The sequence below is a fragment of the Arthrobacter sp. Soil_N43 genome (genome assembly GCF_057655195.1).
This window is the reverse complement of record NZ_JBDGML010000052.1, coordinates 22290-41194: the sequence shown is the minus strand read 5'-3', so window position 1 is coordinate 41194 and position 18905 is coordinate 22290. Positions and strand designations below refer to the sequence as shown.

Annotated in this window: 13 protein-coding genes and 1 pseudogene; 6 read left to right on the top strand and 8 right to left on the bottom strand. The window is 66.7% G+C overall.

Annotation, left to right across the window (positions count from 1 at the left end; all coding sequences use genetic code 11):
* Positions 1–147: 147 nt before the first annotated feature.
* Both AC3A3W_RS04125 and leuS read right to left on the bottom strand, forming a co-directional pair.
* Entirely contained in the window at positions 148–1242 is a 1095-nt protein-coding gene (locus AC3A3W_RS04125) for a DegV family protein (RefSeq protein ID WP_487440597.1), read from the bottom strand.
* A gap of 72 nt (positions 1243–1314) precedes the next feature.
* Positions 1315–3846 carry a leucine--tRNA ligase gene (leuS, locus tag AC3A3W_RS04120; protein WP_487440601.1) on the bottom strand — a complete coding sequence of 844 codons (2532 nt, stop codon included), beginning with the start codon at positions 3844–3846 and terminating at the stop codon, positions 1315–1317.
* Between the two features lie 531 nt (positions 3847–4377).
* Here leuS and AC3A3W_RS04115 point away from each other — a divergent pair.
* Complete coding sequence (locus AC3A3W_RS04115; RefSeq protein ID WP_487440596.1) at positions 4378–5292, top strand: hypothetical protein; 915 nt, start codon at positions 4378–4380, stop codon at positions 5290–5292.
* A 132-nt stretch (positions 5293–5424) separates the two neighbouring features.
* Here AC3A3W_RS04115 and glpK read toward each other — a convergent pair whose 3' ends face one another.
* The 3 genes from glpK to AC3A3W_RS04100 form a co-directional block, all read right to left on the bottom strand.
* Positions 5425–6939: a glycerol kinase GlpK gene (glpK, locus tag AC3A3W_RS04110; protein WP_487440595.1), complete on the bottom strand. Its 1515-nt coding sequence runs from the start codon at positions 6937–6939 to the stop codon at positions 5425–5427.
* A 91-nt stretch (positions 6940–7030) separates the two neighbouring features.
* Complete coding sequence (locus AC3A3W_RS04105) at positions 7031–7777, bottom strand: MIP/aquaporin family protein (RefSeq protein WP_487440594.1); 747 nt, start codon at positions 7775–7777, stop codon at positions 7031–7033.
* A 147-nt stretch (positions 7778–7924) separates the two neighbouring features.
* On the bottom strand, positions 7925–9715 hold the full coding sequence (locus AC3A3W_RS04100; protein ID WP_487440593.1) for a glycerol-3-phosphate dehydrogenase/oxidase: 1791 nt from the start codon (positions 9713–9715) through the stop codon (positions 7925–7927).
* 136 nt (positions 9716–9851) lie between these two features.
* Between AC3A3W_RS04100 and AC3A3W_RS04095 the strand changes: the two genes are divergently transcribed.
* Together AC3A3W_RS04095 and AC3A3W_RS04090 are read left to right on the top strand one after the other, a co-directional pair.
* Positions 9852–10814, top strand: coding sequence for a sugar-binding transcriptional regulator (locus tag AC3A3W_RS04095; protein ID WP_487440600.1), 963 nt, complete (start codon positions 9852–9854; stop codon positions 10812–10814).
* Positions 10811–11254 (top strand): hypothetical protein, encoded by a 444-nt coding sequence (locus tag AC3A3W_RS04090; RefSeq protein WP_487440602.1) that lies wholly within the window; start codon positions 10811–10813, stop codon positions 11252–11254. The genes AC3A3W_RS04095 and AC3A3W_RS04090 overlap by 4 nt, the downstream gene beginning before the upstream one ends.
* A gap of 122 nt (positions 11255–11376) precedes the next feature.
* Here AC3A3W_RS04090 and AC3A3W_RS04085 read toward each other — a convergent pair.
* A pseudogene (locus AC3A3W_RS04085) lies at positions 11377–12066 on the bottom strand (M23 family metallopeptidase); the annotation flags it as partial.
* Between the two features lie 190 nt (positions 12067–12256).
* Positions 12257–13720, bottom strand: coding sequence for a protein adenylyltransferase SelO (locus AC3A3W_RS04080; RefSeq protein ID WP_487440592.1), 1464 nt, complete (start codon positions 13718–13720; stop codon positions 12257–12259).
* An 85-nt stretch (positions 13721–13805) separates the two neighbouring features.
* Here AC3A3W_RS04080 and AC3A3W_RS04075 point away from each other — a divergent pair, with 85 nt between their 5' ends.
* Genes AC3A3W_RS04075 through AC3A3W_RS04065 form a run of 3 tightly spaced genes read left to right on the top strand, consistent with a single transcriptional unit; the run spans position 13806 to position 16703 of the window.
* Positions 13806–14675 (top strand): aldo/keto reductase, encoded by an 870-nt coding sequence (locus AC3A3W_RS04075; protein WP_487440591.1) that lies wholly within the window; start codon positions 13806–13808, stop codon positions 14673–14675.
* A 13-nt stretch (positions 14676–14688) separates the two neighbouring features.
* Positions 14689–15618 carry an alpha/beta fold hydrolase gene (locus AC3A3W_RS04070; protein WP_487440590.1) on the top strand — a complete coding sequence of 310 codons (930 nt, stop codon included), beginning with the start codon at positions 14689–14691 and terminating at the stop codon, positions 15616–15618.
* The gene (locus AC3A3W_RS04065; RefSeq protein ID WP_487440589.1) at positions 15615–16703 is read left to right on the top strand and encodes a glycosyltransferase family 4 protein; all 1089 of its coding nucleotides are present in this window, start codon (positions 15615–15617) and stop codon (positions 16701–16703) included. The genes AC3A3W_RS04070 and AC3A3W_RS04065 overlap by 4 nt, the downstream gene beginning before the upstream one ends.
* On the opposite strand, the gene AC3A3W_RS04060 is transcribed toward AC3A3W_RS04065, so the two are convergent.
* Entirely contained in the window at positions 16700–18853 is a 2154-nt protein-coding gene (locus tag AC3A3W_RS04060; RefSeq protein WP_487440588.1) for a primosomal protein N', read from the bottom strand. The genes AC3A3W_RS04065 and AC3A3W_RS04060 overlap by 4 nt on opposite strands.
* Between the last annotated feature and the right edge of the window lie 52 nt (positions 18854–18905).

Here is an 18905-nt window from a genome sequence, read left to right as displayed (position 1 = left end):
CGCCTTGCGGGGGCCCGAACGCCTGCCTGCGCCCGGGCGTGGCGCAGCGCTGGCTGCAGGTCCAGCGGTCCGGCGTGACATACGCACCACCGTAGGAGATGCAGTTTCCTGCCCGACAGGTCCGGACCGCCGTATGTGGATAGAGCGTCAGCGGTCTTTCGCGGGATCCGCCTGGACTGGCTGACCTGCCTGGCGTGGTTGCCCGGCAGGAAGGTGCGGAGCCGGCTCGTCGGCGGCCGGCCCTTGGCTGAGGGCACTGGCGCCGCAGACGGTGCTTTCGCTAACGATCACGGCAAGGACCCCCAGCCCGGCGTGGGCCGCGAGCACCGCCGGCAGGGAGCTGATCTGTGCCGGCGGGGTGTCCGGCAGCGCCACGGCAAGCCGCGAGGCCAAGAGTTCGGCTTCCGACTGGTTCCCGAAGTGGTGAATGGCCAGCCGGGCCTCCCCATGCGGCCTGGCCGCGGCCTCGGCCACCACGAGCTCCTCCAAGCGGGCAACAGCCTTCGCGGCGGAACGGATCTTTTCCAGCGGCACGATCTTGCCGCCGTCGACCGCGAGGATTGGTTTGATGGCCAACATGGTTCCCAGCAGGGAAGCGGCGGCCCCGATCCGTCCGCCCCGCCGCAGCTGTTCCAGGCTGGGGACGTAGAAGTACACCTTGGTCTTGGCGAGGCGTTCCTCGGCGAACCGCCGCACTTCCGCGGCGCTGCGCCCATCGGCCGCCGCCACGACCGCGCTTTGCACGGCCAGTCCCTGCGCCATGCCGACGGTCCGGGTGTCCAGCACCTCGACGGGAATGCCGACTCGGGCGGATGCGATCCGGGCGGAGTCTGCGGTGCCGGAGAGGTCGCCGGAGATGTGGATGGACACGACCGCCTCGTAGCCGTGCCGGGCGGCCGCCAGGTATGCCTGCTCAAACTGCCCGGGAGACGGCCGGGAGGTCTTGACCGGCGTCGCCGCGGCGAGGGCAACAGCGATGGTCTCGGCGATGTCGTCTTCGCCCTCACCGTAGATTTCGTTGCCCACCATGACCGGCATGGGCACCACCGCGAGCCGCCCGTCGAGGGAGAAGCCCCTCACCCAGTCAGCGGGAAGCGCGGCGGCGGAGTCCGTCACCACGGCGGTACGTACGACGACGGCGGGTTCCGCCGCGGACGGAACCCGTCCGGGAACGGTCGCTTGGCGCAGGCGGGCCAGGTGGTCCTTCAACCACAGCCAGGCACCGGGCTCACGGTCGATCACGGCACCTCCTGCGGTTCTGCCCGGCCGCCGGTATTACCGGCGGCCGGGCCCGGCTAGCGAGTTGGGCCCCGGCTAGGCCGGGACGATGTTCACCAGTTTAGGTGCACGCACAATGACCGTCCGGATACCGCGGCCGTCGAGAGCGCGCTGAACGTTTTCCGAAGCCAGCGCCAGTTCGCGCAACTCATCCTCGGAGATCGCCGGCGAAACCTCCAGCCTGTCCCGGACCTTGCCCTGGACCTGGACCACGGCCGTGATGGTGTCCTGCACCAGCAGGGCCTCATCGTGGGCGGGCCAGCCGGCGTTGGCAACCGAGGCCGGGTGCCCCAGGACGTTCCACATGTCCTCGGCTGTGTACGGAGCGAACAGGCTCAGGATCACGGCCACCGCTTCGGCAGCCTCCCGGACCGCGGGGTCCGCCCCGCCGGTACCGGAGGCTGCATCTATGGTTTTGCGGGTCGCGTTCACCAGCTCCATGAGCTTGGCCACGACAACGTTGAACTTGTTGTTGTCCAGCAGTTCCACGGCGTCCGCGATAGTCCTGTGCGTGACAGACCGCAGGGCGCGGTCGCCCGTGGTGACATCCACGCCGGGCTCGCTGGTCACGTCCTGCGCGAGACGCCAGGCGCGTGCCAGGAACTTTGCGGAGCCCGACGGCGAGACATCCGCCCAGTCGACGTCGTCCTCCGGCGGGGAGGCGAAGATCATGGTGAGGCGAACCGCATCCACGCCGAACTTGTCCAGCTGCTCGCCCAGGTCCACGCCGTTACCCAGGGACTTGCTCATGGCCTTGCCGCCGTTCAGCACCTGCCCCTGGTTCAGCAGCGCGCTGAAGGGCTCGTCGGCCGCGAGGAGGCCCATGTCATGGATGACCTTGGTGAAGAACCGGGCGTAGAGCAGGTGCAGGATGGCGTGCTCGACGCCGCCGACATACTGGCCGACCGGCATCCACTCGTTGATCTTTGCGGGATCGAACGGACCATCGGTGTAGTGCGGGGAGACGAAGCGCAGGAAGTACCAGGACGAGTCCACGAAGGTGTCCATAGTGTCCGTGTCCCGCTGGGCGGCGCGTCCGCAGTTCGGGCACTCGACGTTGACCCATTCGGCGGCCGCGGCCAGCGGGGAGGTGCCGCGCGGGGACAGCGCTTCGCCACGCAGGTCCTCGGGAAGCGTCACCGGCAGCTGGTCGTCGGGTACCGGCACTTCGCCGCACTCGGCACAGTGGATGATGGGGATCGGGGTGCCCCAGAAACGCTGGCGGCTCAGGAGCCAGTCGCGCAGCCGGAAGTTCACGAACTTCTCACCGGTGCCCTGCTCTTCCAGGATGCTGATGGCGGCCGGGATGGCCTCTGCCTTGGGCTTGCCGTCCAGCGGGCCGGAGTTGATCAGTGTCCCCTCCCCTGCCGTTGCCTTGCCGGAGACGCCGGGGTCCTCCTCGCCGGTGTCCAGCACCGCCCGTACCGGCAGGCCGAACTCCTTGGCGAAGTCGAGGTCGCGCTGGTCGTGCGCGGGAACCGCCATGATGGCGCCCGTGCCGTAGTCGGCCAGGACGTAGTCCGCGGCCCAGACAGGCAGCTTTTCACCGTTGAGCGGGTTGATGGCGTAGCGGCCGGTGAACACGCCGGTCTTTTCGCGCTCGGTGGACTGGCGTTCGATGTCCGAGAGGGCCTTGACCTTCTCGCGGTAAGCCATGAGGGCGTCATGATGTTCGGGGGTGACCAGATCCAGGGCCAGGTGCGCATCCGCCGCCACCACGAAGAAGGTGGCGCCGTACAGCGTGTCCGGGCGCGTGGTGAAGACGGTGACTTCCCGCTCCGCACGTCCGTCCGTGGCCTCGATCACGAAGCGTACATGCGCACCCTCGGAACGGCCGATCCAGTTTCGCTGCATGGCCAGCACCCGTTCGGGCCAGTGCCCCTGAAGCTCGGACATGTCATCCAGCAGCCGGTCCGCGTACTCGGTGATCTTGAAATACCACTGGTTCAGCGATTTCTTGGTCACGGCCGTGCCGCAGCGTTCGCAGGCACCGTTGACCACTTGTTCGTTGGCCAGCACGGTCAGGTCCTTCGGGCACCAGTTGACCGGGGAGTCCTTGCGGTAGGCAAGGCCGCGCTCATAGAAACGCTTGAACAGCCACTGGGTCCAGCGGTAGTACTCGGGATCAGACGTGTGCAGGCGGCGGGACCAGTCAGCCGAGATGGCATAGCGCTTGAACGACGCGGCCTGCGTATCGATGTTGGCGTAAGTCCACTCGCTCGGGTGCGCGTTGCGCTTGATCGCCGCGTTCTCGGCGGGAAGTCCGAAGGAGTCCCAGCCGATCGGATGCAGCACGTCGTAGCCCTGCTGGCGCAGGTACCGCGCGACGACGTCGCCCATCGCAAAGGCCTCGGCGTGGCCCATATGAAGGTCGCCGGAGGGGTAGGGGAACATGTCCAGGACGTAGCGGCGCTCCCGGGAGCCGTCGTCGGCGGGGGTGAAAACCTTCAGGTCCTCCCACACTTGCGGCCACCGGGCCTCCATGGCCGCGAAGCTGTAGACACCCTCCTCGGGGGCTTCGGCTCCACCTGCTGTTGTTCCGGTCTCGGTCTCCGGCTGAACGCTCACTGCTGCCCTCTTCTGTTCTGTCATGACGTCTGTCTGTCACAACGGTCTGATCCACTGCCGCCTGCCGGGGATGAGTCCCGGACACACAAAAGCCCCTCGACATGGAGGGGCGGCCGCTCGGTAGTCCGTAGTTCCGGGATACCGGGCGGCTAGCTAAGCAGGAGGATCGCACGCATAGACCTACTCTAGCGTCTCCGCAGGATTCGTGCTGAAACAGTCGCGTCCGGACGCGGTCCCCGGATGGCGTTGCGGGCAACGGAAAAGCCATTGCCAAACCGCGGAAGCGGGTCCACCATTTCAACAAAGCGTATGGGGGTATGGCGAAGGTCTCGGCTTGAGGAGCCTGCAGTGGACCGTTTGCCCGTTTCCCGAACGAATCATCCCGCAGAATCCTGCCGCGCCCCGGGCGGCCCGCATGTCTTTGAGTCCGCCGTCTTTGAGTCCGCCGTCTTTGGGTCCGCCGTCGTTGGGTCCGCCGGACTTCCCCGCTCATAACCGCACCAAAATCCCCCATGGAGAAAGGCAACCGAGATGTTCCAGCACAAGAGACGCCTCACTGCAGTCGGTTCAGTGCTCATGCTGTTTCTGGCCACATTCACATCAACGTCCGGGGCCGCGGCGGCCGCCAAGGCAGCTGCGCCGGAGCTCTGCGGGCCGGGGTCCGCCATCAGGTTTGACCGCTCTGCTTTCCCCAAGGAACCGAAAATCGACAACGAGTGGTTCCCACTCAAGCCGGGCATGCAGTACACGACCACCGGCACTGTTAAGACCGCCACCGAGACCACAGTGCGGACGGTCGTCCACACCGTGACAGGCCTCACCAAAGTCGTGGGGGGCGTGAAGACTCTCGTGATGTGGGACAGAGACTACAGTGACGGCGAGCTCGTGGAGTCCGAACTTGCCTTCTTCGCCCAGACCAGGAAGGGCGACGTGTGGCTCTTCGGGGAGTATCCGGAAGAGTTCGAAAACGGCAAGTTCGTGGGCGCGCCCAGCACGTTCATACATGGGCTCGACAAGGCGCAGGCGGGAATTGCGATGAAGGCCAAGCCCCGGATCAATGCTCCCCACTACGTCCAGGCCTACGCTCCGGAAGTGGATTTCCTGGACTGCGGTGACGTCCTGAAGAAGCACCAGCAGGTCCGGGTCCCCACCGGCCACTACAAAGATGTGCTGGTCATTGACGAATACAATCCGCTCGAGCCGGCCAGCGCTGGCCACCAACGGAAGTTCTACTCGGAAGGCACAGGGCTGGTTAAGGTGACGGCCGTCGGCGGCGTGGAACGGGAAACCATGGACCTCGTCAAGATCAAGAAGCTCAGCGACGACAAGCTGCGGGAGATCAACCGGCAGGCACTCAAGATCGACAAGCATGGGTACACGGTCAGCAAGAAGGTGTACGCCAAGACGCCGCGCGCCGAGGTCTCAGCGCCGGAGGACGATGACTGAGTCACGACTGAGTGATTCGTGAGTGACGACTGAGTGACGGCAACGGCCCCGGACCCGTGGCTTCCACGGATCCGGGGCCGCCCGGGGGCCGGACCCGGAAGGGGCCAGGCGCGGAACTACCTCACGGCAGCGCTATTTCACGTCCTCGTCCACCCAGTCCATGGACTTGGTCACAGCCTTCCTCCACAACCGCAGCTGGCGGTCCTGCTCCGCCTTGTCCATCGTCGGCTCCCAGCGCTTGTCCTCGGACCAGTTGGCGGACAGCTCGCCGAGGTCTTTCCAGAACCCGACGGCAAGGCCAGCGGCGTAGGCTGCGCCGAGGGCGGTGGTCTCAACGACCTTCGGCCGGATCACGGGGACACCCAGGATGTCCGCCTGGAACTGCATGAGCGCGTCGTTGGCCACCATGCCGCCGTCGACCTTCAGCTCAGTGAGCGGAACGCCCGAGTCGGCGTTGACCGCATCGAGCACCTCGCGGGTCTGGAAGGCGGTGGCCTCCAGCGCTGCCCTGGCAATGTGGTTCTTGTTGACGAACCGCGTGAGGCCCACAATGGCGCCGCGTGCATCGGACCGCCAGTACGGAGCGAACAGGCCCGAGAAGGCAGGAACAATGTACACGCCGCCGTTGTCCTTCACGGATGCCGCCAGGGTTTCCACCTCCGGTGCGCTGCTGATCATGCCAAGGTTGTCGCGCAGCCACTGGATGAGCGAGCCGGTGACGGCGATGGAGCCTTCCAGGGCGTAGTGCGGCGCGGCGTCCCCGAGTTTGTACCCGACCGTGGTCAGGAGGCCGTTCTTGGAGTGGACGATCTCCTCGCCGGTGTTGAAGATGAGGAAGCAGCCGGTGCCGTAGGTATTCTTGGCCTCGCCCGTCTCGAATGCCGCCTGGCCGAACGTGGCAGCCTGCTGGTCCCCGAGGATGCCCGCGACCGGAACCTCTCGCAGCAGCTGGGACGTGTGGACGGTGCCGTAGACCTCGGAGGAGGACTTGATGGCCGGCATCATGCTGGCGGGGACGCCGAAGATGCCCAGAATCTCCTCGTCCCACTGCAGGGTGTCCAGGTCCATGAACAGGGTCCGGGAGGCGTTGGTGACGTCGGTGACGTGTACTCCGCCGTCTACACCGCCGGTCAGGTTCCAGAGCACCCAGGCGTCCGTGTTGCCGAAGACCAGGTCCCCGGCTTCTGCTTTCGCCCGGGCGCCGTCCACATTATCCAGGATCCACTTGATCTTGGTGCCGGAGAAGTAGGTTGCCAGCGGCAGGCCCACCTTCTGCTTGAAGCGGTCCGGCCCGCCCTCCCTCGCCAGTTCATCCACAATCGGCTGGGTCCGGGTGTCCTGCCACACGATTGCGTTATAGACGGCCTTGCCGGTGGTCTTGTCCCAGACCACCGTGGTCTCGCGCTGGTTGGTGATGCCAACGCCGGCGATGTCATGCCTGGTCAGGTTCGCCTTGGACAGTGCGGAGGCGATCACCTCCCGGGTGTTGTTCCAGATCTCTGCCGGATCGTGTTCCACCCAGCCTGCCTGCGGGAAGATCTGCTCGTGCTCCATTTGTCCGGAGGAGACGATGTTGCCGGAATGGTCGAACACGATGGCCCGGGTGCTCGTGGTGCCCTGGTCGATGGCGATGATGTATTGGCTCATGATGACGTCCTTGTCGTTGTGGAGTATGTCTGGGCGTGGGTGAGGTCGTGGGTCAAGTACTGCTGAGATTCAGTGGCGCCGTATTTGCGGATCACGTAGCTGCGGTGAAGACGATCGGGAGCAGCCCGGCGAGGCCTGCCAGTGTTCCACCGATCAGCGGCCCCACCACGGGGATCCATGAGTAGCTCCAGTCGCTGGAGCCCTTGCCCTTGATGGGCAGCACGGCGTGCGCGATGCGCGGTCCGAGGTCACGGGCGGGGTTGATGGCGTAGCCCGTGGGACCGCCCAGGGACACGCCGATGCCGACGACCAGGAGCGCCACGGCCAGTGGGCCGAGCCCCGAGGGGGTGCCGCCGAAGGTGAGGATCACGAAGACCAACACGAAGGTGCCAATGATTTCAGTGACCAGGTTCCAGGGCGTGGAGCGGATGGCCGGGCCCGTGGAGAAGACCCCGAGCTTGCTGGCCGGTTCAGGTTCGACATCGAAGTGCTGCTTGTGCGCCAGCCACATGACCACCGCGCCGAGGAAGGCCCCGAGCATTTCGCCGCCGAAGTACGTGAACGTGGACGCCGCGTCCACCGGAACGCCCGGAGCGTACTCCTGCTTGCCGTTGACCAGCAGGCCGAGGGTGACCGCCGGGTTCAGGTGGGCGCCGGACCTGGCGGCAACAAACACGCCGGCGAATACGGCGATGCCCCATCCCCAGGTGACCATCAGGAACCCGCCGTTATTGCCCTTTGTTCCCTTGAGCGCGACGTTGGCCACGACGCCGCAACCCAGCAGAGTAAGCATCGCGGTTCCGAAGACTTCGGAAAGAAAAACCAATCCAAGAGACATCTTTGACTCCTTGTTTCTGTTGTGGGTCCTTCGCGAGTTTGAAGGACGGTGTGCCGCCAATGCTTTGGCCTTGGCGGCGGCTGGGACCGGTCGGCTGCGTGACCTGTCCCGGCACGTGTCCGGGCTGCCCTGCCCGGGCACTGGGCCTTAGGCGACCAGGCTGTGGACCTCGACGCCGTGGTACCGCTTGAGCACCTCCTCCGCGTGGTGGATCTCGGCGGCGCGCTCTGACGCGTCCCAGCCCAGGGGTTCCGCCAACGTGTCCGCGACCTCGTTCAGCAGCTCGCCGGTGACCAGACCGCGGAACGCCAGCGACGTCCGGCGGACCAGTACATCCACGAGGTGGCCGACCTGCTCATGTGCCGCCATGAATTCCAGCTCCCGGACGCTCAGTTCCCGGGTTGAACGGAGCAGGCTGTCGGGCCCCCCGTCGAGGTACCGGATGACGTCCTCTGCGCGGGTGCCGTATCTGGTCAGCAGGCCTGTGACCCTGTCGGCGTCGCGGGAGCCGGTCATGTGCGCCTTGATCCATTGCTGGACCCCGGCATCAGAGTCCGGGAAGCCGGCCCCGCCGCCGATGGCGAGTTTCGCCGTCGAAACTTTCCGTTCCATCCCCAATTCGGCGAGGACGTCGTTGCTCAGGTGTTCCGCCAGTGCCCGGAACGTGGTCCATTTGCCTCCCACAAGGCTGAGAACGACGGCGCCGCTGCCGCCGGCTTCCGGGGCACGCCGCTCGATGCGGTAGTCGCGGGAGACGAAGCCGGGCTGGGTGGCGTCGTGCCGTGGAAGGGGACGGACACCCGAGAAGGTGTAGACGATCTGTTGCCGGTTCACGGCGATGTCGGGGAAGACGTGGCCGATGAGGTCGAAGAAGTAGTCGATCTCGTCTTCGGTGCACACGGCGTCCTCGGACATGTCGGCGTCCACGTCCGTGGTGCCCACCAGGACGCGGTCGCCCATCGGGTAGATCAGGACGATCCGGCCGTCCGTGTGCTCAAAGAAGATTTCGCGGCCGTTGCACGCAGCCAGCAGGCCGGGGTGGTCGAGGACGATGTGGGAGCCCTTGGTGCCGCCCATGAAGGATGACGGCGCACCCATCGCCTGGTTGGTGAGGTCGACCCAGGCGCCCGTGGTGTTGATGATGATGTCCGCGGTGAAGTCGAAGAGCTCGCCTGTCAGTTCGTCGCGGAGCTCCACCGTGCTTGAGCCCGCCGAGGCGGACTTGACCGAGGCCAGCGAGAGATAGTTGCTGGCACGCGCGCTGCCTTCCGCCTTCACGGCGCCGGCCTTCTCTCCGTCTTGGAGGACGTCCAGAGTGAGTCGCTCCGGGTTGTGGACGGAGGCGTCGAAGTATGTGGCCGTGTATTTGACCCCGGGGTGCAGCAGCGGCAATTCAGCCAGCGCCTTCTTACGGCCGCGGAACTGGTGGCGGGGGACGCTGCCGCCGTCGCGGGAGAAGGAATCGTACAGGCTGAGCCCGAGCTTGATGAGGAAGGCACCGCGTTCTTTGGGCTTGCCGTGTTGCTTGTGCGTCAGGAAACGCAGCGGCGCTGCGAGGACCCCGGAGAAGGTGCTGAAAATCGGAATGGTGGTTTGCAGCGGCTTGACGTAGTGGGGCGCGATCCGCAGGAGGCGGTTCCGTTCCACCACGGATTCCCGCACGAGGCGGAACTCGCCGTTTTCGAGGTAGCGGATGCCGCCATGGATCATGTGCGAGGATGCGCCGCTGGCGCCCTGGCAGTAGTCGCCGCGCTCCACGAGCGCCACGTCGACGCCCTGCAGGGCCAGGTCGCGGAAGGTGCCGACGCCGTTGATGCCGCCTCCGACGATCAGCACACGGGCGTTGGGCCTCTGCCGCAGGCTGGCCACGGATGCACGCGCTGTACGGTGCGCTGCACTGGAGGTGAACGGATGGCCGGATGAATCCTTGAGTCCCAAAACTGCTCCTTTGGGTTTGGTCCTTGGGCTGTTACAAACGGCTCGCTGTGGAGCGGACCGCCTTTCATCACCTATTCTTCGAAGCAATGGAAAATGTCGTCAAGCACAATGCACAAACGTGCAGAACGGAGCAGTGATGCCGCGTCCGCGCCATTCCGAAGCCCTTCGGGCAGCCCAGCTCTATTACCTCCAGGACCTGACCATGGACGCCATAGCCCGTGAACTGCGCACGTCCCGGTCCACGGTTTCCCGGCTTCTTTCGACCGCCCGCGAAACGGGACTGGTGCAGATTCAGATCCGCAGTCCGCTGGATACCGGCCCCGAACTGGAGCGGCTGATCCGTTCCCAATACGGTGTGGATGTTCACGTGGTACCGGTGCTGGACACGCTGAATGAGGCGGAAACACTGGACCGTGTGGCAATGCAGGCCGCCCGGACCATCGGCCCTCTCGTGGATTCGAACGCCATCATTGGCGTGGCGTGGGGTGCCACGCTCAGCGCCGTCAGCCGGCACCTCACCCGGAAGATCACCCATGACACCATCGTTGTGCAGTTGAACGGTGCGGGCAATATGCAGACCACGGGAATCACATACGCGAGCGACATCATGCGCCGCTTCGGCAGCGCCTACGGTGCGCGCGTTGAGCAGTTTCCCGTGCCGGCCTTCTTTGACCACGCAGCGACCAAGACCGCCATGTGGAATGAGCGCAGCGTTCAGCGCATCCTGGATCTGCAGTCCCGAATGAGCATCGCAATTTTCGGCGTTGGATCCGTGGACGCGGACTACCCCAGCCACGTGTACGCTGGCGGCTACCTCGACGAGGACGACCTGAACGTACTGGCCAGCTCCGACGTGGTGGGGGACGTGGCGACGGTGTTTTTCCGGGCCGACGGTTCCTCCGACGGGATCACGCTGAACGAACGGTCCACCGGACCTTCGCTTGAGCAATTGCGGCAGGTCCGCCGGCGGATCTGCGTGGTGTCCGGCGCGTCCAAGATCAACGGGCTGCGTGGAGCACTGGCAGCGGGCCTTGCCACAGACCTGATCCTGGACGAGGCGTCCGCCCGCCGCCTGGTCAGTTTCGACGGAGGCAGTTGAACGGCACAGTCCGCGCCTCCAGCTTTCACGGCGCGGCGGACTGGGAACCTGCCGGCGCCGCCGCCGATTGTTCCGGCGCGGCGACTGCCTTGGCGGTGGCCGGCACTGTGGTTGGTTCGGGTTCCCGTTCCGGTTCCTTTACGGACTCCTGCGTGCCCTGGGTGGGAACAGGCATTGGAACCGGCGCAGAGCTCGGTGCGGCCCTGCGCGTAGGGGTGGGAGTTGGCGCAGCAGAAGCAACAGGAGCCGGTGCCGTCGGCGCAGGGGCCGGCTTTGCAGGAGCCGGTGCAGGGACAGCGGCCGAGGGCGAGGAGGACTTCCTCTTTGACGCGGTCCTCTTCGGCGTTTCAGCCTCATGGTCCGCCGCCTCGTGGTGGTGGCTTTCTGTGACGGGGACCGCCCACGCTGGTTCGTCCGTCGTCCTGCCGGCTTTCCGATAGTCCGTCAGTGCCATGTCCGCGAAGGGTTCCGCCTGGCGCAGTGGCAGCAGCGTCCATTTCTCGGGATCCGTGTGGCGGCCGTTCAGAACCGTTTCGAAATGGAGGTGGCAGCCTGTTGATGCACCGGTGGTTCCGACCTTGGCAATGACTTCGCCGACCTGTACCGACTGGCCCTTCCTGACGGCGATGCCTTCAAGGTGGTTGTAAGTAGTGATGAGGCCGTTGCCGTGATCGACTTCCACCCTGTTGCCGCCACCCCATCGATGCCATCCCACTGCACGCACAACGCCGGCATCCACGGAGTAAACGCGTGTTCCGCAGGCGGCGGCAAAGTCCAAACCCCAGTGAAACTCCCCTGCCGAGCCCGTGATCGGACTTTTCCGCAACCCATAGCGTGAGCTGCGATGCAGAACTTCAAGTGGCGCCCTCAGGGTTCCTGCTGAGGGGCGCCGCCGTTGGGCCTGAGCCGCATCGAGTTTCCTGACCACTTCCTTCGGCTTGGTAAGGACTTCGGTCCGGCTGTAGGACAAAACTGCCCTCGCCGGGGCCGAGACAGCGGCGGCGCCGGGAACTGCGTCCCGCCCAGCCACCACAACCGTAGAGCCGAACCTTGATGTGACCGATACGGCCTGGGGCCCCTGGGCCGCCACCTCGCCGGAAGGAAGAACGGAGCCGCTGCCGTGGATTCCAACGGCATGTGCCGCAACGACTGCGGTGCCGGCCACGGCCAGCCGAATGGCGTGTCGACGATGCTTAGCAGCGCGCCGGGCAGCGGCCTGTGCCAGATGTTTTGCCAACGGAATCTCCCCCATGAAGGCCGCCTGGATGCTGCTGCGTGGCGGTCGTTTCTACCATGGGACCATGATGGGCAGGCCGGTGGAATCGAGTTAGCCGCGTATGTGGATAAGCTCGGACAATCTTTCCCTGAGCGTCTCGCAAACTGCGCAAATCTTCGCACAATGCTGAGCAAGCCCGGCGAGGAGACGGTGCTCGGGCTGAGGCTCAGGTGCCGCAGAAGGTCCGGTAGGTGCCGAAGTCCTCCGGGGCGGCGGCGGCGTAGCGCTCGAGGCCGGGGCGCTCGTCAAAGGGCGAGGCCACCGCGGCCAGGAGCCGCTTGAGCGGATCCAGGTCGCCTTCGGTGGCGGCGGCGAGAGCCTCCTCCACCAGATGGTTTCGGGGAATGTATGCGGGGTTGACCCGGTCCATCGCATCGGCGTCCGGATCCAACGCGCGCCAGCGCTCAGCCCAGGCATCGAACTCCGCCGGTTCGGAGAACAGGCCCCGCACAGGTTCGGCCTGGCCGCGGGCGGCCCTGCCGAGGCGCCGGAAGAACGAGGTGTAGTCCACCTGACCCTCCTGAAGGAGAGCCAGAATGTCGTCGATGAGAGGCGACGCCACGTCGTCGTCGAGGCCCTCCTGCAGTCCGAGCTTGGCCTTCATTCCCGCCGACCAGACGGCACTGTACTGCCTGCGGAATTCGCCGAGTGATTCCACAGCAAATTCCACCGCCTTCTCCTGGTCGTCGTGGAGGAGGGGAAGGAGCGACTCGGCGAGCCGGGCAAGGTTCCACTCGGCCACCACCGGCTGGTTGCGGTAGGCGTAGCGTCCGCCCTCATCGATGGAACTGTAAACGGCGGCCGGGTCGAAGGCCTCCATGAAAGCACACGGGCCGTAGTCGATGGTCTCCCCCGAGATGGTCATGTTGTCCGTGTTCATGACCCCATGCACGAACCCCACCAGCATCCAGCGGGCCACGAGCGACGCCTGGGCGGCCACCACCGCCTGGAACAGGGCGCCATAGCGGTCTTCGGCCTCCATCGCGGCCGGGTAGTGACGGGAGATTGCGTAATCGGCAAGGCGGCGCACGAGGCCCACGTCGCCCGTGGCCCGGGCGTACTGGAAGCTGCCAACGCGCAGATGGCTTCCCGCGACCCGGGTGAGCACGGCCCCGGGGAGGACCGTCTCACGCTGCACCGGACGCCCCGTGGCCACTACGGCGAGAGATCGTGTGGTGGGAATCCCCAAGGCGTGCATCGCCTCGCTGACGACGTATTCGCGCAGCATCGGACCGACTACCGCCCAGCCGTCACCGCCCCGGGCGAACGGTGTGCGTCCCGAGCCTTTGAGGTGAATGTCGCGCAGCTGGCCGTCCGCATGCGCCAGCTCCCCCAGCAGGAGTGCGCGTCCGTCGCCGAGGCGGGGGGCGTACCAGCCAAACTGGTGGCCGGCGTAGGCCTGCGCCACTGGAGTGGCCTCCGCGGGGACTGCGGTCCCGATCAGCAGACGCAGGCCGTCCGGACTCCGGAGGAATGCGGGGTCCAGGTCCAGCTCGGCCGCGAGTGGTTCGTTGAGCACCAGCAGTTGCGGGTCCGGAGCCTCTTCCGCCCGCCAAGGAATGGCCAACTCCGCGAACTCCCGGGCGAAGCGGCCACCGAAGGTGACGGCTGACTGCGCTGTGTCACTCATCTCTCAAGGATACCGGCGCCACGGCCACCGGGGTGGCGAACCGGACTCCGCGCGGCAGCCCGGCCGTATCGGTAGAGTCATAGCCATGACTACCTCACCCCGGCTCAGCCTGAACAACGGCGTGCTGATCGACCAGTTGGGATTCGGCCTGTACAAGGTCCCGCGGGACGAGACAGCAAAGCTGGTAACCATGGCCCTCGAAGCGGGATACCGGCACTTCGACACTGCAGCAATGTACGGCAACGAATCGGGCGTCGCGCGCGGCATCGTTTCCCTGTACGGCGTGGAGGCCGTGCGGGGCGGCTCCGGAGAATCTTCACCACCCACGTCTCGGGAAGACCTGTTCATCACCACGAAGGTCTGGAATGACGACCAGGGCTACGACGCCACGCTGCGGGCCTTCGACACCTCGATGATCAATCTGGGGTTGGAATACGTGGACATGTACCTGATCCACTGGCCGTGCCCTCGGCGTGGACTGTTCCAGGAAACCTACCGTGCACTCGAAACGCTCTACCGGGAGGGCAAGGTACGGGCGATCGGTGTCTGCAACTTCCAGCCGCAGCATCTGGACCGCCTCCTGGAGACCGCCGAGGTAGTGCCTGCCGTCAACCAGATCGAACTCCATCCCTGGCTGCAGCAGGCGGAACTGAGGGAAAAGCACCGCGGGCTGGGCATCCTCACCGAGGCCTGGAGCCCGCTCGGCCGCGGGCAGATCCTTGAGGACCCGGACATCCTGGCGCTCGCCGCCGAGCACAAAGTTTCGGCGGCCCAGATCATTCTGCGGTGGCACCTGCAGCTGGGAAACGTCGCCATCCCCAAGGCAAGCTCCTGGGACCGGATCCGCCAGAACCTCGACATTTTCGACTTTGAGCTCTCCGCCCTGGACATGGCGGACATCGCCGGCCTGGACCGCGGCCACCGTACCGGCTCCCACCCCGACAACGTCAACTAGGATTCCCCCACCAATGAAAACAGCAGACTCCGAGCCGTCCACCACGCCGTCCCTCTTCAGCGGCGGCCTTGCCGCCCGGACCAGGGCCTCCGAGGTCGACCTCGCGGGCGGCACTGTGGCGTACTGGACCTACGAGCCGGTCCGGCCCACCCCGGAGACACGCACCATCCTGGTCATCCACGGCTTCCGCGGCGACCACCACGGGCTGCTGCGGGTGGCGGACCAGCTGCCCGAAATGCGTCTGGTCATGCCCGACCTTCCCGGTTTCGGCAGCTCTGAGGCATTTGCCGACGGCGAACACAGCGTCCGCCGGTACGGGCAGTTCATCAGCGACTTCATGGAGGCCCTCGGCCTGGGCCCGGACACGGTCCTGCTGGGGCACTCGTTCGGATCCATCATCGCCGCCCACTTCGTGGCCGAGCGTCCGGACGCGGTCCGGCCGCTGATCCTGATCAACCCGATCGCAGCGCCGGCCTTGGAGGGCCCCAAAGGCCTCATGACCAGGCTCGCGGTGCTGTACTACCGCCTCGCCGCGCGCCTCCCCCGCCGCATGGGCCTGCAGCTGCTGCGCAGCCGGCTCATTGTCCGGGTCATGAGCGTGGCCATGGCGAAAACCAAGGACAAGGAGCTCCTGCGGTTCATCCACGGGCAGCACAACGCCTACTTCAGCGCCTTCGCCAACCGCGAGAGCCTGCTGGAATCCTTCACGGCATCCGTCAGCAGCAATGTCACAGAGGTGGCAGGCAAGCTCGCGCTGCCTGTCCTGCTGGTGGCCGGGGAAAAGGACGAAATCGCACTTCTCCGTGACCAGCACAAACTCGCCGGCTCCCTGCCGGACGGCAGGCTGGAGGTGATTCCCGACGTCGGGCATCTGATCCACTACGAAACGCCGGAACCCGCCGCGGGTTTCATCCGCCGCTTCCTTAAGGACCACGCTGCGTGAAAATTGTTATCGACGCCCGCTTCACCCGGACGGACCACCATGACGGCATCAGCCGCTACGGTGCCAGCCTCATCGCCGCAACCTCAAAAATCGCGGACGTGTCCATGCTCATCAGCGACCCCCGGCAGCTCGCCCTGCTACCCGACGTGCCCTACACCCTGATCAACAGCCCGCTCTCCCCCGGGGAACTATTCGTTGCGAGGACGGTGAACACGCTCGGCGCCGATGTGGTCGTCTGCCCCATGCAGACCATGGGCACGTGGGGGCGGAAGTACGGCCTGGTGCTGACGCTGCACGACCTCATCTACTACGAACACCCGGCCCCGCCCGGCTTCCTGCCGGCACCGGTCCGCATCCTGTGGCGGCTCTACCACAAGGCGTTCTGGCCCCAGCGGCTGCTGCTCAACCGCGCAGACGTGGTGGCTACCATCAGCCGCACCACCGAGGCACTGATGGCCAAGTACCGGCTGACGAACCGTCCGGTCCGGATCGTCAGCAACGCGCCGCAGCCGGCGCAGCTCCCCCGCGACCCGGAGGCGGGCGCCGACAAGACCCTCCTCTACATGGGCTCGTTCATGCCGTACAAGAACGTCGAGACCATGCTTGCCGGGATGGCGGAGCTGCCCGGTCATACACTGCATTTGCTCAGCCGGATCACCCCGCAGCGCCGGGCCGAGCTGGAGGCCCTGATCCCCGCGGGCGCCAAGGTGGTGTTCCACGACGGCGTGACCGACGACGAGTACACTGCCCTGCTCAAGCGCACCACCGCCCTGGTCAGCCTGTCGAAGGCCGAAGGCTACGGACTGCCGCTCGTGGAGGCCATGGCGCTGGGCACCCCTGTGATCGCCAGCGATATTCCGATCTTCCGCGAAGTGGGCGCCGACATCGCCAGCTACGTGGATCCGGATTCACCGGCGGCCTTCGCCGCCGCTGTGCGCAGCCTCGACGACGTCCGGCACTGGCGGGACGTGTCACGGCGTTCGGTCCAGCGGGCCCGCGACTTCAGTTGGGACGCCTCAGCGCGGCAGCTGGTGGGCGTGGCGGCGGAAGTCATGGCCCTGCGGGGCAAGAAGCAGCACCGCTAGAGGACGTCCACGCCGTCCAGCCTCAGCTGGACGGGATCGTCGGTGCGCTTCGCCGCGCTGGCGGCCTTCACCGCCCGAAGGACCCGGGTCACGGTGCCGGCCTGGCCATACGGAATGAAGAGCAGCGTCCGGACGTCCTCACTTCCGGCATCTGCCGCCAGCTTCCCTGCCGCCTTCGCTGCGGAAGGAGGCTGTCCCGTCAGCAGCGGCGCCGGGCCGGCAACGCGCAGTTCCACGCCTTCCGCCTTCAGCCGTCCGGTGACGGCCGCCGTGAAGTTCCCGACGGCGGTGCGGCCGCCGGTCACGGACGCGACGCGTACCGCCGGCGGAAGCTGCAGTTCCGTGCGGAGCCCCAGTTCGCGCTGCGCATAACCCGCGGGATCCCACCGCAGCAGCGCACCCACGGCGGCAGTGTCGTCCGCCGTGATGACCACCACCCCGCCCTCCGCTGCGGGCCGCACCAACGCCGCAGCGTTGAACCAGCGCCGCACGGCGTCCTCCCCCGCCCGGAGGTTTTCGCGCCGCAGGAGGGAGTCGCCGTCGAGCAGCAGGGCCGCTGCGTACCCGCCGTCAGCCACCGGCTCGGCGCCGACGGTGGCCACCACGAGCGATGCGGCGTCCGGAACGCCCGCTTTGACGTGGTCGCCCGAGGACGTCACCACGGGTTTCCCCGGGAAGGCCCGTCCCAGTTCCTCCGCGGTGCGCAGCACCCCGGTGGCGCCGCGCCGCAGATGAGTGTTGTTGCAGTGGCCGCACCGCCATGCCGGGGCCGGGGCTGAACACCACCGGCACTGCGGCACGGCCGAACTGCCCGAGGCTCCCGCAATGGCCAACGGACCCTGGCATGACTGGCAGCGGGCCGGTTCACGGCACCGGTCGCAGACAAGGGACGGCGCGTAACCGGAGCGTGCCACCTGGACAAGGACTGGGCCGCGTTCCAAGCCATCCTTGGCGGTCCGCCAGGCCGCGCCGGGCAGACGTGCAATCCGGGCAAGGGGGTCGCGTTCCTGTTCAAAGCTGTCGGCGGTGTTGAGGACGCGGGGAACGGTCCTGCGGACCACGGGGCGTGCGGCGTCCACGGGCATGGCCCAGCCCGCGTCCACGAGGCGCTGCGCCTCCGTGCTGCGGAAGTGCCCGGCCAGCAGGCAGGCGGCGCCGTCCTGCTCTGCGCGGAGCAGCAGCACTTCCCTGGTGTGGGCGTAGGGAGAGCGCTGCTCGATGTGGAGGTCGTCGCCGTCGTCCCAGCACACCACGAGGCCGAGGTCCCGGACGGGCGCATAGGCCGCCGAGCGCGTGCCCACGGCCACGCCGGCAGTGCCGTTGAGCACCTGGAGGTAGCTGCGGTAGCGCGGCGTCTGGCCATCGTCCGCCGTGAGCCTGGCGACGTCGGAGGCCGGGAGGAGCTCCTCCAGGGCCGCCTGGACGCGCTCGAGGTCCCGGTAATCCGGCACCACGACAACCGCGCCGCGCCCGGACTGCCGGACCGCCGCCACCGCCTCCGCGATCAGCCTCGGCCACCCGCCGGGGCCGAAACCCTGCAGGGCGCTGAGCACGGCCCGCGGCGATCCGCCCCCGTTAAGGTGGCGCAGGAAGGCGCTCCCGTTCCGGTATTCCGCCCAGGCAGGCCCGGGTGCTTCTGCGCGCACTGACTGTGTCGCCGCCCCTGGGGCAGGCTGCCCGCCCGGTTCGTCGGCCGCGGGTTCTTTCTCCACCTTGGCGACCCGCGGGGGAATGGCGACGCGCAGGACGTCGCTGACGGTGCCCGCATAGCGGGCCGCAACACGGTTGGCGAGTTCCCTGAGCCCAGGCGTCAGGACCGCGACAGGCGATACCACCTTGTGGAGCGGCACCAGGTCATGGCCGGCGTCCGACTCGGCCGTCCGCTCAAGAACGTAGCCGCTGAGTTCCTGCCCGCTGAACTTGACCTTGACGCGTACGCCGGCCTGGGCCGTGTCAGCCATCTCCGCGGGAACGCTGTAGTCGAACGGCCGGTCCAGGTGCGGCAACGACGACTCAATGAGGACACGGGCCACCGGCAGGCTGGCCGCAAGGGGCGGCCCCGCTGAAGTCCTGGGACTGGCGGGAAAGCCCTGGAGCAGGGAAAGCTGCTGCGGCTCGTTGGTCATTGCCTGCCCTGCATTCAGTGCCATGGTGGCTGCCTCCGTCCCGGGTCAACCACCAGCCAAACACCCGGGTATGACA

Excerpts from the sequence above, each read along its gene's own strand:
- AC3A3W_RS04115 (WP_487440596.1), top strand. The coding sequence starts at position 4,378 with ATGTTCCAGCACAAGAGACGCCTCACTGCAGTCGGTTCAGTGCTCATG.
- glpK (WP_487440595.1), bottom strand. The coding sequence starts at position 6,939 with ATGAGCCAATACATCATCGCCATCGACCAGGGCACCACGAGCACCCGG.
- AC3A3W_RS04105 (WP_487440594.1), bottom strand. The coding sequence starts at position 7,777 with ATGTCTCTTGGATTGGTTTTTCTTTCCGAAGTCTTCGGAACCGCGATG.
- AC3A3W_RS04095 (WP_487440600.1), top strand. The coding sequence starts at position 9,852 with ATGCCGCGTCCGCGCCATTCCGAAGCCCTTCGGGCAGCCCAGCTCTAT.
- AC3A3W_RS04080 (WP_487440592.1), bottom strand. The coding sequence starts at position 13,720 with ATGAGTGACACAGCGCAGTCAGCCGTCACCTTCGGTGGCCGCTTCGCC.
- AC3A3W_RS04075 (WP_487440591.1), top strand. The coding sequence starts at position 13,806 with ATGACTACCTCACCCCGGCTCAGCCTGAACAACGGCGTGCTGATCGAC.
- AC3A3W_RS04070 (WP_487440590.1), top strand. The coding sequence starts at position 14,689 with ATGAAAACAGCAGACTCCGAGCCGTCCACCACGCCGTCCCTCTTCAGC.
- AC3A3W_RS04060 (WP_487440588.1), bottom strand. The coding sequence starts at position 18,853 with ATGGCACTGAATGCAGGGCAGGCAATGACCAACGAGCCGCAGCAGCTT.